This window comes from Clostridioides sp. ES-S-0010-02 (assembly GCA_020641055.1).
Lineage (GTDB): Bacteria > Bacillota > Clostridia > Peptostreptococcales > Peptostreptococcaceae > Clostridioides.
The window spans coordinates 1,452,123-1,466,991 of the sequence record CP067345.1 but is presented as its reverse complement, the minus strand read 5'-3'; the positions used below and the strand labels follow the sequence as shown (position 1 = coordinate 1,466,991).

12 protein-coding genes and 1 other annotated feature are annotated in these 14,869 nt (G+C 27.7%); of the genes, 3 read left to right on the top strand and 9 right to left on the bottom strand.

Annotation, left to right across the window (positions count from 1 at the left end):
• Positions 1-75 precede the first annotated feature (75 nt).
• Entirely contained in the window at positions 76-780 is a 705-nt protein-coding gene (locus JJC01_06850; GenBank protein ID UDN59568.1) for a DUF655 domain-containing protein, read from the bottom strand.
• 79 nt (positions 781-859) lie between these two features.
• On the opposite strand from JJC01_06850, the gene JJC01_06845 reads away from it, so the two are divergent.
• Positions 860-2,149, top strand: a complete 1,290-nt coding sequence (locus JJC01_06845) for a D-alanyl-D-alanine carboxypeptidase (protein UDN59567.1) — start codon at positions 860-862, stop codon at positions 2,147-2,149.
• Positions 2,150-2,400: 251 nt separating this feature from the next.
• On the opposite strand, the gene JJC01_06840 is transcribed toward JJC01_06845, so the two are convergent.
• The 6 genes from JJC01_06840 to JJC01_06815 form a co-directional block, all read right to left on the bottom strand.
• Entirely contained in the window at positions 2,401-3,249 is an 849-nt protein-coding gene (locus JJC01_06840; GenBank protein UDN59566.1) for a pantoate--beta-alanine ligase, read from the bottom strand.
• A gap of 18 nt (positions 3,250-3,267) precedes the next feature.
• Positions 3,268-4,095, bottom strand: coding sequence for a 3-methyl-2-oxobutanoate hydroxymethyltransferase (panB, locus tag JJC01_06835; protein UDN59565.1), 828 nt, complete (start codon positions 4,093-4,095; stop codon positions 3,268-3,270).
• On the bottom strand, positions 4,070-4,993 hold the full coding sequence (locus tag JJC01_06830) for a DUF2520 domain-containing protein (protein ID UDN60138.1): 924 nt from the start codon (positions 4,991-4,993) through the stop codon (positions 4,070-4,072). Before JJC01_06830 ends, panB begins: the two co-directional genes overlap by 26 nt.
• A gap of 433 nt (positions 4,994-5,426) precedes the next feature.
• On the bottom strand, positions 5,427-5,765 hold the full coding sequence (locus JJC01_06825; protein ID UDN59564.1) for a DUF2325 domain-containing protein: 339 nt from the start codon (positions 5,763-5,765) through the stop codon (positions 5,427-5,429).
• A 281-nt stretch (positions 5,766-6,046) separates the two neighbouring features.
• Complete coding sequence (argH, locus tag JJC01_06820) at positions 6,047-7,363, bottom strand: argininosuccinate lyase (protein ID UDN59563.1); 1,317 nt, start codon at positions 7,361-7,363, stop codon at positions 6,047-6,049.
• 87 nt (positions 7,364-7,450) lie between these two features.
• Positions 7,451-7,661 (bottom strand) — a binding site (T-box leader).
• 78 nt (positions 7,662-7,739) lie between these two features.
• A complete protein-coding gene (locus tag JJC01_06815; protein ID UDN59562.1) occupies positions 7,740-8,561 on the bottom strand; it encodes an HAD family phosphatase in 822 nt (273 codons plus the stop codon).
• A 360-nt stretch (positions 8,562-8,921) separates the two neighbouring features.
• On the opposite strand from JJC01_06815, the gene JJC01_06810 reads away from it, so the two are divergent.
• Positions 8,922-10,025, top strand: a complete 1,104-nt coding sequence (locus tag JJC01_06810) for a histidinol-phosphate aminotransferase family protein (GenBank protein ID UDN59561.1) — start codon at positions 8,922-8,924, stop codon at positions 10,023-10,025.
• 62 nt (positions 10,026-10,087) lie between these two features.
• On the opposite strand, the gene JJC01_06805 is transcribed toward JJC01_06810, so the two are convergent.
• Together JJC01_06805 and JJC01_06800 are read right to left on the bottom strand one after the other, a co-directional pair.
• Positions 10,088-12,727, bottom strand: a complete 2,640-nt coding sequence (locus JJC01_06805; GenBank protein ID UDN59560.1) for a cation-translocating P-type ATPase — start codon at positions 12,725-12,727, stop codon at positions 10,088-10,090.
• Positions 12,728-13,052: 325 nt separating this feature from the next.
• Positions 13,053-13,700 carry a M15 family metallopeptidase gene (locus tag JJC01_06800; GenBank protein ID UDN59559.1) on the bottom strand — a complete coding sequence of 216 codons (648 nt, stop codon included), beginning with the start codon at positions 13,698-13,700 and terminating at the stop codon, positions 13,053-13,055.
• A gap of 260 nt (positions 13,701-13,960) precedes the next feature.
• On the opposite strand from JJC01_06800, the gene JJC01_06795 reads away from it, so the two are divergent.
• Complete coding sequence (locus tag JJC01_06795; protein UDN59558.1) at positions 13,961-14,869, top strand: TetR/AcrR family transcriptional regulator; 909 nt, start codon at positions 13,961-13,963, stop codon at positions 14,867-14,869.

The following is a 14,869-nucleotide window of genomic DNA, read 5'->3' as shown; positions in this document are numbered from 1 at the left end:
TAAATTTCCGCATATACACACATATACATACATATTTATAATACCATATCTATAAGTGAGTTTTGTATTATATTTTTAGTCTATACAAATTAAATCTTTTAGATTTTCGTATTTTTTATCTCCTATCCCATTCACATTTTTTATATCTTCAATTGAATCAAATTGTCCATTTTCTTCTCTATGTTGTAAAATTTTATTAGCTGTAGCTTCTCCAACTCCAGGTAAAGCATCCAGTTCTTCTAATTTTGCTGTGTTTATATTTATTTTTGATTTATCAGATAGATTTTTATTATTTTTACTTTCAGATTCATTTTTAGGTTCATTTTCTAGACTTGGCTTATTAGAATCGCTGTTGCTTGTAACAGATATTGTTTCTCCTATTTTAGGTATTATGTAATGTTGTTCATCTTCTAACTTTAGTGATAAATTAATTCCATTTAAATCAGCTTCTTTTGTTGTTCCACCTAATAATTCTACAGCATCATAAAGTCTCTTATCTGATTCTATAGTTACAATCCCTGGTCTATTCACTGCTCCACTTATGTATATAGTTATTTTATTAATTTGAATATTTTTATCTATTTTCCCCTCATATTTATTATGCTTATTTACTTCATTTTTAACTATTTTGTCTACCTTATCTGTTTTTTTATTATGTGAATTATTTTTACTTACAACATAAATATCTTCTTTGAAGACATCTAACCGATTAATGATTATTGCTGACAATGTTAAAAAACATACCATAGAAAACAAAATAATTTTTACCTTTTTTTTCATATATTAATCACTCCTTCATTTTAATTATTGACAAAAATATGCTATACTAAAAGATGAATTTAAATTTTGGAGGCTCACAATGAAAAGAAATTTATCACTTTTATTAATCTGTTTCTTGATATTTGCTTCATTTTTAGGAAGTTCTAATATATCTTTTGCAGATGATGAACCAGCTATAGTTGCCAAACATGCCGTTTTAATGGACTATGAAACTGGAAAAATATTGTATAATAAATCTGGAGATTCTAAGCTTTATCCAGCTTCAACAACTAAGGCATGGACAGCTTGTTTAGTTCTGAAAAAGGTTAAGAATTTAAATCAAGTAATAGAAATTAAAAACCTACCTCAGATAGAGGGTTCTAGTATGTACTTGAAAGAAGGCGAAGCTTTCACTGTAAGACAATTATTAAACGCTCTTTTGATTCATTCTTCTAATGATGCTGCCTTTGTATTAGCTAGATATGTTGGTGAAGGAGATGTACAAAAATTTGTTGACCTTATGAATTCTGAGGCAAAAGATATTGGAGCTACTGGCACTCATTTTAACAATCCTCATGGATTACCAGACCCAAATCATTACACTACAGCTCATGATATGGCTCTTATGGCCAGAGAAGCTATGAATAATGATGTTTTTAGACAGATTGTAAAAACTAAGTCACTTAAGTTTGATGCTACAAAAGCATACCCTTATGAAAGATATTTTGTAAATACTAATAAATTTTTAACATCACATGATAAGATTACATATAAAGGTCAATCTATAGATATAAAATACGATATAGTTGATGGTATAAAAACAGGATATACTGATGCTGCTGGTAAATGTCTTTTATCTAGTGCAGTAAAAGATGGAAGAAGAGTCATTGCTGCTGTATTTAATTCAACTAATTACGATTTATATTTAGATTCACGCATCTTAATTGATTATGGATTTGATAACTTTAAATGCGCTACTATTGTTGATAAAGAAAAATATACTGATACTAAAAAAGTATTATTTACAAAACAACATGAATTAATTTATGAACCAAAATATAGTTATAAGATAACTTTAGGACAAAATGAGTCTCAAGGTGACTACAATACTAAAACTGAACTAGATAAAATTGATTTACCTGTAAAAAAAGGTACTAAGGTTGGTACTTTAAATATATATAATAGTGGTAAGCTAGAAAAGAGTATAGATTTAGTTGCAAAAAATAACCTTGATAGTAGTCTTCCATTTATAACTGAAAATAAAACTTTGATGCTTTCTATTAAAATTATTATGGCTATTTTAGTACTTCTAGTTATATTTATAATAGCTTCAAATATTAAAAAGAATAATAAAAGAAAGTCTAGAGGAAAAAGAAATATGAGAAAATAGCAATACCACTTATTTATAACACCCTTATCTGCTATAATTATAATGTTTTTTTAAAGAACAATTATCACATAGAAAAGGAGTTCTTAGGAATCCCTTTTCTTTTTTATACAAAAAAGGAGATACCCAAATTTTTATTTTGAGACCTCCCATATAATTACAATTAATCATAATCTTAAGCAAATCTAATTTTTAAATTTTTCTTTTTATAAAATATCATTTTTTTAATTATCTATACTGTATAAAATAACAACCTATATATCAAATTGAAATGTAAAGTTATCAATTAATCTAGTTTTTCCTATGAAAACAGCACTTGCTACAAGTACAGAATTTTCTATATGTTCAACAGGTTGTAATGTCTCACTATCTACAATTTCAACATAATCTATTTTTGTTGAATCTTCAGAATTTATTTTAGATGTTATTAATTCTTTTATTTTTTTTACATCTAGATTTCCTTTTGCCAGTTCTTCTTTTGCCAAGCTTAGGCTTTCATTTAAAACTAAAGCAGTTTTTCTTTCTTCTTTTGAAAGATATGTATTTCTTGAGCTTTTTGCTAAACCATCTTTTTCACGAATTATAGGGCATCCTATTATTTTTGTGTCTATATTCAAATCTTTGACCATCCTTTTAATTACTGCTAATTGTTGAGCATCTTTCTCTCCAAAATAAGCTTTATCAGGAGTTACTATATTCAGAAGTTTTGAAACAACTAGGCATACACCACCAAAATGAACAGGTCTTTTAGAACCACAAAGAAAATCTGTAAGTCCAGACACATCTATGGTAGTACAATTGCCTTTCAAATACATTTCTTCTGATGATGGGTTAAAGACTACTGATGCACCACTATCTATACAGCATTTAAAATCTTTTTCTATATCTCTCGGATAACTGTTAAAATCTTCATTTGGTCCAAACTGAGTTGGATTTACAAATACACTTACTACTACCTTATCATTTTCTTTTACAGCTTTTTTAATAAGGCTTTGATGTCCTTCATGTAAAAATCCCATAGTAGGAACAAGTCCTATAGAATAGCCAGTTTTTTTCCAATCTTTAATTATATTTCTTAGTGATTTTATTTCTTTTACAAGCATTTTGTACCATCCTTAATCTTAGTATAATTTTTCTAATTCAGATTCATTTATTGAAAAGCTATGTTTTTCTTGTGGAAATACGCCAGTTTCAACTTCTAGTATGTAATTTTTAATTGAATCTTTCATTATATCTCCTATATTTGCGTATTGCTTTACAAATTTAGGTACAAAATCTCCAAACATCCCCAACATATCTTGATAAACTAAAATTTGACCATCACAATTAATTCCTGCTCCTATCCCTATTGTGGGAATTGAAATAGAATTAGTCACCTTCTCAGCTATTTTAGCAGGAACTCCTTCAAGGACAATAGAAAATGCTCCTGCTTTTTCTATTAATTTAGCATCTTCAATAAGTTGTTTTGCTGTTTCACTAGTATTTCCTTGAACCTTAAATCCACCAAATGAATTTACAGATTGAGGTGTTAGTCCTAAATGGCCCATTACAGGTATTTGAGCATTTACAATGTTTTTTATTTGTTCTATAACTTTTGAGCCACCTTCTAATTTTACAGCATGTGCCCCACCTTCTTTTACAAGTCTGCCAGCATTTTTAACAGCCTCTTCTGTAGAAACATGGTAAGATAGAAATGGCATATCACTTACAATTAAGGCATTTTTGGCACCATTTTTTACAGCTTTTGTATGATATATAATTTCATCTATAGTAACAGATAGAGTGTTTTCTTCACCTTTTACGACCATTCCTAATGAATCTCCTATTAAAATACCATTTATGTTACATTCATCCATTATTTTTGCTATTGAGTAATCATAAGCAGTAAGCATAGATAGCTTCCTTCCATCACTTTTAGCATTTTTAAAAGTCAGTATAGTATTTTTCATTGTTTTTTCCTCCTAAAATTTTGTAAATCTCTTTATATTTTTCAGATTTACTCATTAAATCTTCGACTGCATTTTCTATAGAAATATTTTTTGTACATTTTAATGAATCTTCATTTTCCAAGGCTATTATTTTTAGTAGATTTAAGGAGAGTATTTTGTAAATATCTTCATCTTTTTTATCTAATGCTGATAAATGTTTTTTTATTGGTGTTATATCACCACGAACAACAGGTCCAGTAAGGGATTTAGTAAATCCATTATCAAGTATATTTTCTATATTTATTTTGACCAAAGGATTTATAGCTTTTAAAGCTTCTTCTTCAGATAGACCCAATTTAATAAAGTAACTTACTCCTACATATAGTAAAGATAACACTAAATTTGAAACTAAAACATTGGCCACATGATAAGTGGATGAAGTATTTTTATCTCTTATGAAAAACCGATTTCCTAAGCTATTTATAAAATTTTGAATAAATAAATCATCTTTTTCATTATCACCTTCTATGGAAAAACAAATGTCTTTCATTTTTTTAATATCAGTATTTTTATTGGAAAATGCAAATATAGGATGGACAGAATAAATTAATGCACCTGCTTTTTTTGAACAGAACAATATACTAGATTTTAAAGAGCCACTTGTGTGGCAAATGTATTTATGTTTTAAATTAAATTTGGAAAGTTTTTTGTCTATGATTTCAATAGAATCATCTGATGTTGTAATAAATAATATATTATTTTCATAAATAATGTCTTTCAAGTTACTATAAATCTTTGTTTTTGTTAAATCTGTTGATTCTAATAAAGATAATTGATTTCTTCCATAAAAGCCCGTTACACAATAATCTTTTGACAAAAAATAATTTGCTAAAGATGTCCCAACTTTTCCAGAACCAATAAATCCTATTTTAATAGTATCACCTCCAACTTGTGATACAACATCTTAATTTCCAATCTCATTCATGAAGATATGAGTTATATAAGACAAAATAATTAAAAACATTTAAAGTATAGTTCTTATAACAAGATACCATCCATGAATATTCTACCATTTAAATAAAAAGTTGACAATTAATTCTACAAAAATTAAGTTAATATGTTTTTATTTATGTTTTCTTATTTTACTAAAAATGCACTTAACTTAAAAATAATTAAAATAATATTTTTCAATAATCTCTTTAACATTTTATTTTTGTTAAAAAATAAAAATGTGCTCCTTCCTTGTATATTGTGATATCTTTACTACCACAACTTTTTGGAAGAATGCACACTTTATTTCACACACTCAACACATATTGAATATGTATTCTCAAACTTATTAAATTATATATTTATGTATTTTTCTGTTTTTGCTTATCGTTAAGTTTACATTTTGAACAGTTTCCTAGACATTCATCAACCATATCTAGACATTCATTAAATGCTACCTTACTACTATTTTTATGTCTTACAATTAGTATATCCTGTTTTTTAGCCTGAGACTCAACTGTTCTAGACATCTTATGTGAAACTGTTGATGTAAGTATAACAACAGCATCAGGTTTTCCTATAGAGTTATTTAATTTAGATGACATAGTAGTATATACTTTTGTTTTATAACCTTTTTTCTTGGCCATAACCATATAATCTTTTTCCATTCTTTCATGGCCACCAATCACTAATAAGTTCATTAGACTGCCTCCCGCCTTATTTGATATTGATTTTCATTATTATTTATACTATATATAATAATATCTAAAAATAATTTTGTCAATACTTATTGATATTAATTATCATTTTAATAATAGAAGGTTTTATTTTTAGTAACTTTTTAGTGTTAATAAATTTAAATTTATTGGCTCTAAAAGTTATTGATATTGCATTATAAATAATGTTTTATATAATAAAAAGCTGTGAGTTTTAATGATACCACTCATTAAAATTCACAGCTTTTAAAACTTAATATCCTATATTATTTTAAATTCTTTTTTATTCCTTTGTTTAATATACTTTCATAGTTAATAAAGTCATAAATATCTTCCTTAAATTCATCTGAAAACTTATGTAATTCTTCTAGTGTCAAATCTTCTATTGCTTTTTTATTATCTTCACAATATATCACAATACTTCCAACAATTCCATGTGCATCTCTAAAGGCAACATTATTTTTAACTAGATAGTCAGCAACTTCTGTAGCATTTAAAAACCCATTTTTAACTGCTTGTTTCATTTTATCTTCATTTACCTTTAATGTAGCTATCATTCTCTCCATTATTTGTATACACATTTCAAGAGTGTGTACACTATCAAAGAAGCCTTCCTTATCTTCTTGCATATCTTTATTGTAAGCTAGTGGTATACCTTTCATCACTGTAAAAAGACCAAATAAATTTCCATATACTCTACCAGTCTTACCTCTTATAAGTTCTGCACCATCAGGATTTTTCTTTTGAGGCATTATACTACTTCCAGTAGTATATAAATCATCTATTTCAACAAACCCAAATTCTTGAGAACTCCAAAGTATCAATTCTTCACTAAGTCTACTTAAATGCATCATTATAATTGAAAAATCACTCATTAGTTCTAATAAATAGTCTCTATCACTTACACCATCCATAAAATTATCTACAACTTTTTTAAACCCTAATTGCTCACAAGTTATATTTCTATCTATATCATGTGTAGTTCCTGCCAAAGCTCCACAACCTAAAGGTGATTCATCTAATATTTCTATAGCATTTTTTATTCTTTTCTCATCTCTATCAAACATACTATAATATGCCATCAAATGATGTTTAAAAGTTACCACTTGCGCTCTTTGAAGATGAGTATATCCTGGCATCATTACTGAATTTTTATCAGCAACATCTTTTATAGTTTCTTTAAATCCAGATATTAACCCCACTAAATCACTTGCCTTTTCTTTGGCATATAATCTCATATCAACTGCAACTTGGTCATTTCTACTACGAGCTGTATGAAGTTTCTTCCCAACATCACCTATTCTTTGAATCAAGTTTATCTCAGTAAAACTATGTATATCTTCATAATCTCCATCTAATGCCAATTTCCCATTTTCAATATCTTCAAGTATTCCATTTAGACCTTCTGTTATAGCTTTTCCCTCTTCATCTGTTAAAAGCCCACATTTTACTTGCATATAGACATGTGCTATACTTCCTTCGATATCTTTTTTGTATAGTATACAGTCATACCCAAAAGATTTATTAAATTCTTCCATAAGTTGATTTTCAGCTTTTCTAAAGCGTCCACCCCATAATTTCATATTTTTCACCTCATATTTTAATTTTTTATATTTTAATTATAATATTTTTACTTTAGCTAAAAATAAAAAATCTCTTGGTCAAAAAGACCAAGAGACGAAATATTCCGTGTTACCACTCTAGTTGATAAACTATGTTTACCCACTCTATTCTCTTAAGGCGAGATTACCTATTACCATACTGAATTTCAAGTAATATTCTCCAAAGCTCTATTCAATATAAAGTATTATCATTAGGCTTACACCATCCCTAACTCGCTGAGACCTGCTTTATATCTACTCTCTTCTTCACTGAATCTAAATTTTTATATTTTACCTATTTGTATTATAATTACTATCTATAAAATAGTCAACCTATTTTTTCCTTTAAATGCCTTTTTTAAGAACTAAGTGACTCTTTTAACTCAAAAAACTTATAAATTGCTTTTGCAACTCCACTCTCTTGATTGCTATCTGTCACATAATCAGCCTCTTGTTTAATCAATTCTTCTGCATTTCCCATAGCTACACCAAGACCAGCAAATTGTATCATTTCTATATCATTGTAATTATCTCCAAATGCAATTATATCTTCTCTATCTATATTCATTTTTTCAGCTAAAATTTTAACCGCATTGCCTTTATCAACACCAGTATTCATAACTTCAATATTATTTGGCCAAGAAGAAGTTATTTTTATGCCTTGAACTTTTTTTAATTCTTTTCTTATTTCGTCTAAAATAGCTGGATTTTTTTCTTCTATTATTACAAACTTTAATATGTCATTTTTAGAAATCTCTTCTCTTAAATCATCCCTTATAATTACTTCTGTTTCAGAGCCCAAAAACACACTTATTCTATCTTCACGCCCTTCTATTTTTTTTGAAAGCATGGAATCTATACTATTACATTGATAGTAAATATTATATTTGTCTAACACATCTAAAATATCTAGACATGTTTTTGTATCAATTTTATTTGAATATATTATATTTCCATTTTGCTCCCTTATCAATGAGCCATTACAAGCTATTATTGGCATATCTTCTTTAAGAAAATCTACATTGCATTTAGCTGAATCGAAAGTTCTTCCTGTTGCTAAAGTTACATTAATACCACTTTTAATAACTTTTTGCAGTGCAATTTTATTTTCATCAGTAACTTTATGGTTATTTCCTAATAAAGTTCCATCCATATCTGTTACAATCAATTTATATCCCATCATCCAACTCCATAACATTTTATTGTATACTTATATTTCCTTAATCTAATTTAAAGAATTACCCTTATTAAATTATATCATAACTTTACACTTAAACTATTCCAATTTATAAAATTAATAACATTCCTATACTTCCATATCAAGGCAAAATAAATCGTTTCTTGTAGTATTTTTCTGAATATTTTCAATTTATAGTCTTATAATGCTAGAAATTTTACAATATATGATATATAATCATATTAAATAAAGTGAGCTATTATAATATTTATATTTGTTTTTTACTATTATGTATTTTCACAATATTTTAAATCTAGCAACTTTTTTAACATTTATTATTGACTAAATAAGGAGTGATAAGCTATGAAATTAAAAATTAACAAAGCTATTGAAATGCAGTTGAAAAAAAGTTATGCCATAGAATCTGGTCATTGCGAAGATGTATTTGAGATAGATTGTGGCGAAGGTATAAATACAGTATCTTTCTCAAATAAAGCTGTAGAAGCTTTTAATGCTTTAGAATTTGATATGATAAGAGGATACCCTCATTCAATTAGTCTAAAAAACAATATAGTTGATTATTGGAAAGACTTTACAGCACTAACTACTGATAGAATTTGTCTAGCTGATGGTTCTATACATGTTATTTATCTTTTAAATAGATTATTTATTGAAAAAGGAGATAAGGTTTTAGGATATTCACCTCAATTTTCAGAATATGAAACAGATATAAAAATGCATGGTGCTACTTATGACTATGTTCTTTTAAAGAAAGAAAATAATTTCAAGTTTAATGAAAAGGAATTTATTGAAAAAATAAATTCAGAATATAAATTAATTTACATAGATAACCCAAATAATCCTACTGGACAAATTATACCTCTATCATCAATTGAAAATATAGTAAAAGAGGCAGCAAAATATGATATAGCTGTTATGATAGATGAGGCTTATGGTGAATATATGCCAAAAGAAAATTCAGCTGTAAAACTTTTAAATGATTATGATAATGTAATTGTTCTAAAAACATTCTCAAAAGGTTTTGGTTTGGCTGGACTAAGAGCAGGATATGCAGTCCTTCCTGAACAACTTGTTAATCCTATTAAAAAGATTTCTACTCCTTACGAAGTATCTGAAATCTCTCGTAGTATTGCAGCTAATTTATTAGATGATGTTCAATTTATAGAAGAATTAAAAGAAAAAACAAAAGCTATAAAAAATCAACTATTGATTCCATGGAAAAACCTTAACATAGCTGAGACTAGTGATACTGTATCTATAATGACAGTTGAACATAAAAATAAAGATATAAATTTACAACAAGAATTTGCAAAATTAAAAATAAGAGTTATATCTGGTAGCGATTTTACTGGACTTGATAAAAACTTTATAAGATTTAGAATGCCTGAAGAAAAAGAACTTCCTGAGGTTATAAAAGCATTCCAAATAATCGATAATCTAGAATAAATCTAACTATATAAGGGACATATTGATAAAATCAATATGTCCCTTTAGTTTAGTATTTTTAATTATTCTACAATATTTCTATTCATTAATTTATTAAGTTCCATCAATATTGATGAAAGTAATGCTAAACCTAAACAAATTCCTAATTCATATAAACCAAATACTGTTGGTATAGAGAATATCCCTCTCAAAACTGGCATTAATGTTAAAGAGTAAAGTCCAAAACATATTAAAACTGCTCCTATAACATATTTATTACTAAAAAAGCCTAGTTTTACTATTGTCTGATTATTAGAACGTGCAGGCAATGTTTGCATTATTCTCGCTAATATTAAAGTTGAAAACGCCATCGCTACACCAAGTTCTGGTGACACTTGTAATCCTATATATTGTGCAATTATTGTAACTATACCAATTATACAACCTCTTATAGCCACTGCTTTTAATGTTCCTCCTGCTAATATACTTTCATCTGGATGTCTAGGAGGTTTATTCATTATATTTTTTTCTGATTTTTCAAATCCTAATGCTATTGCTGGCAAAGAGTCGTTTACTAGGTTTATAAATAAAAGTTGTAAAGCTGTAAATGGGTTCGACCATCCTGCAAATACTGCAAACAAGATAGCCACTATAGCACCCAAGTTTCCTGCAAATAAATAAGTTATTGCTTTTATTATATTGCTATATACTGTTCTACCAACTTCAACAGCATTTACTATACTTGCAAAGTTATCATCAACTAAGACCATAGCAGAAGCATCTTTTGCTACATCAGTACCACTTCCCATACCTATACCTATATCTGCTTGTTTTAAAGCTGGTGCATCATTGACACCATCACCAGTCATAGCAGTTATGTTATTCTTATGTTGCCATGCTTTTACTATACGAATTTTGTTTTCTGGTGAAACTCTGGCATATACACTTATATCTTCTAATTTTTTATTTAATTCTTCTTCACTTAATGCATCCAACTCTTTTCCAGTAAGTGCTAAATCTCCATCTTCCATTATACCTATTTCTTTTGCAATTGCTGCTGCGGTTGTTTTGTGATCTCCAGTTATCATAACTGTTTTTATGCCAGCGCTCTTTGCTTCTTTTACTGCGTCCATTACTTCTTCTCTTGGTGGGTCTATCATTGCCATTATCCCAACCAATATCATATCATGTTCGTCATCAATTGAAGGTGTAAAACCTTCTTCTGGAACATCTTTTATTGCAAATGCTAATACTCTAAGTGCTCTATTTGAAAACTCTTCATTTTTATTCTTGTATTCTTCTATTATCTCATCTGTTATGTCTACTTTTGAGCCATTTTTTAAAGCATATTTACATCTGCTAAATACAATATCTGGAGCACCTTTTGTAAACATTATATAATCTCCATATATACTATTTACTGTAGACATAAGCTTTCTATCTGAATCAAATGGTATTTCATTTATTCTAATATATTTACTTCTTAATCTATCATAATCTAAATCATTTTTGCTTGAATAATTTATTAGTGCAACTTCTGTTGGGTCACCTACTTCTTTTCCATCACTAGTTATATGAGAATCATTACATAATGTAGAAACCATAGTCAACAATTTAGCATGATAAGAATAATTTATATTTTCTTTATTAAGCTCATCATTGTTAGTTCCATACATATAACAGTCCACAACTGTCATTTTATTTTGTGTAAGAGTACCTGTTTTATCAGTACATATGACACTTGTTGAACCTAAAGTCTCGACAGCTGGTAATTTTCTTATTATAGCTTGTTTCTTTGCCATACTGTTTGTTCCAACAGCCAACACTATAGTAACTATTGATGATAAAGCTTCTGGTATTGCTGCTACTGCTACTGCTACAGAAAACATGAATGAATCGAGAATAATTTGTGTCATTTCTCCATTTCCAGCCATCATATAATTTCTTGCTACCTGAATTATAAATATTAAGAGTGCAAGTACTACAATACCTACACCAAGCTTTTTACTAAAAGCTTCTATTTTTTGTTGTAATGGTGTCAACTTATTTTCCGCAGTTTCTAAAAGACCAGCTATTTTACCCATTTCAGTATTCATACCTGTTCCAGTTACTACAAATGAACCTCTACCATAAACGACTACAGCACCACTAAATACCATGTTTTTTTGGTCACCTAAACTTACATCTTCGCTTATTTTTTCTGTATGTTTTAGAACTGGTTCTGATTCACCAGTTAACATCCCTTCTACAACCTTTAATGATTGTGCTTCTATAAGTCTTCCATCTGCTGGTATGTAATCACCAGCTTCTAAAAATACAATATCTCCAACTACTAAATTTTTTGCTGGAATTGTCATTTTCTTATTATCTCTTATTACCTTTGCATTTGGTGCAGATAAATTTTTCAAACTTTCTAATGAACTTTCTGCTTTTTTTGTTTGTACAACTCCTAAAACAGAGTTGATAATAATAACTGCAAAAATTATTATTGACTCTACAGTTTCACCTAAAAATATTTGTACTAAAGCAGCTATCAATAGAATTATTACCAGTGGGTCTTTAAAACTTTCTAAGAAAAGCTTATACGTAGGAACCTTATCTGCTTCCTTTAATTCATTAGTTCCATTTTTTTCTAATAGCTCTTCTGCTCTTTCCTTGCTCAAACCATTTAAGCTTGAGTCTAAATTTTTAATTATTTCTTGATAAGTACTTTTGTAAGACATTTGTTGCCCTCCTCTTTAATAAATTTATTTTATGTTTGGGGACTCTTATGTATACTTGAAATTTTAAATTTTTTAAATAAAAAATTCCTTGAATAAAAAAAGACCCCAAAACAAACATACTTAATGCTTATTTTGAAGGTCTTGCTATCAAGGAATTCCTTGTTAATTAACCGAGTATCTCTACTGTCCTGACGATTAATTACCACTTTCGTGTAAGCTACTCCCCTTCGAGTAGTTATCTTTAATTGTATTTACATTATAACACCTTACATAATTAATAGTCTAGATTATTTTTTATTTTAACCTAAATTTAACAAATTATGGATTAATCTATATGTAAATATTCTTCTAGTGTTAGATTGTTCATTGCAAAGTTTTTACTGTGTTCAGTTCCAACATATCTATAGTGCCATGATTCATACATGTATCCTGTTATGCTTTCTTTTCCCTCTGGATATCTAAGTATAAATCCATACTTATATGCATTTTCGTACAGCCACTTAGCTTCTTTTGTATTATTAAATTTTTTATTTGCCCAACAAGATTGGTCGTCTCCTCCAATATCAAATGCAAGTCCAGTTTGATGTTCACTTTCTCCTGGCTTAGCTGAAAATCTGTTTGCTTCCTTCTCACCATGTTTTTCTGCATATGAGTTAAATAATTTCTCTTGATATTTATAACTTCTATATGTACTGAAGGCTTTTAGATTTAATCCTGCTTTTTGAGCCTCTTTATTCATTTTATAAAAAGCATCTTTTGCTTCATTACTTTCTTGTGGAGAATAGTCTTCAGGTAAGCTATACTTTTTGTTTGCTACTACAATATTATTTATTGATAAAACGTTCACACCTTTTCTATACTTACTTATTTCATATGCCATGATTTTATTTTCTCCACTAGATATATTAATAAACATTTTTGCGAAAACTAGAAAAAATGCAAAAACTATAATCAAGCCTCTTTTCTTTTTCATATACTGCACCCCCATAATTTAGATTTAATATCTAAAAAATTTAAAGACATTTTACTTCATAGTATAATCATATCATTAATTTATTGCAAATTCTTTAAACAATTCTTAAGAAACTCTTAAATTCTTCTTTATGTTACTAAAACTAACAATATTTTTTCAATTTTTTTATATCACAGGTCCAGATATTGATTTTTTTTCCAAATGATGTATAATGTATTTATGGAAACTTTAAAGTACTACTTAGTACTTATCGTTTTTACATGAAAGGAGATAGCCAATTGACTGACAAACAAAAATTTATTATAACTATTGCTCAAAGAATCTTTGACCAAAAAGGTTTTCAAAATACTTCAATACTAGATATTGTAAAAGAATGTAAAATGTCTAAAGCTACTTTTTACAAACATTTTGAAACTAAAGAAAGTTTTATCTGTGAAATAATTAATTATTATGACGAAAAATTTTTAGAAATTATACATTCTATTAATGAAAACAATGATATTCATCCATCTGAAAAATTAAAAAGAAAAATAATAGCTGTATGGGGAAATATTTTTTCTAGAACTACTATAAATACTTATGTTAGGGAAAATTTTTCTGAAGTGCAACGTAAAACGACAAGTAAGTTACAAAAAAAATCTCGAGCTAATTTATTAAATGAATATAAGCTGAGTTTATTTGATAATTATGGCGACAAAATAGAAAACATTCTATTTGATTTAGTTTTCTTACTAGATGCTCTAATTCACCAGTTTACATATATTATTCATATACAAAAAAGAGAAATAAATGTATACTTTATTGCTGAATTTACTATACAAATGCTTGATTTAGTTGTAGAAAATGCGGATAACCTAAATCCTTTAATTGAAAAATCAATGTTTTTATATGAACAAGAAGATGAAGCTTATTCTTCTCTTTATAGTAAATCATTATTTTTTAAAACAATAGAGGATATAGAAGAGCTAATCAAAACAAACACTTCTCTTGTTGAAAACCCTAAGTTACTAGAAGCATCAAAAAAATTATATGAAGAAGGAAAAAATCAACTATATGATTCTTTAATTATGGATGCAATGATTACATATCTAGAAAAAGAAGACATTTTGAGACCAAAAGTACTTTTATTGAATAGTATTAAAAATCAATTAAAAAAGGAGACGTTATAA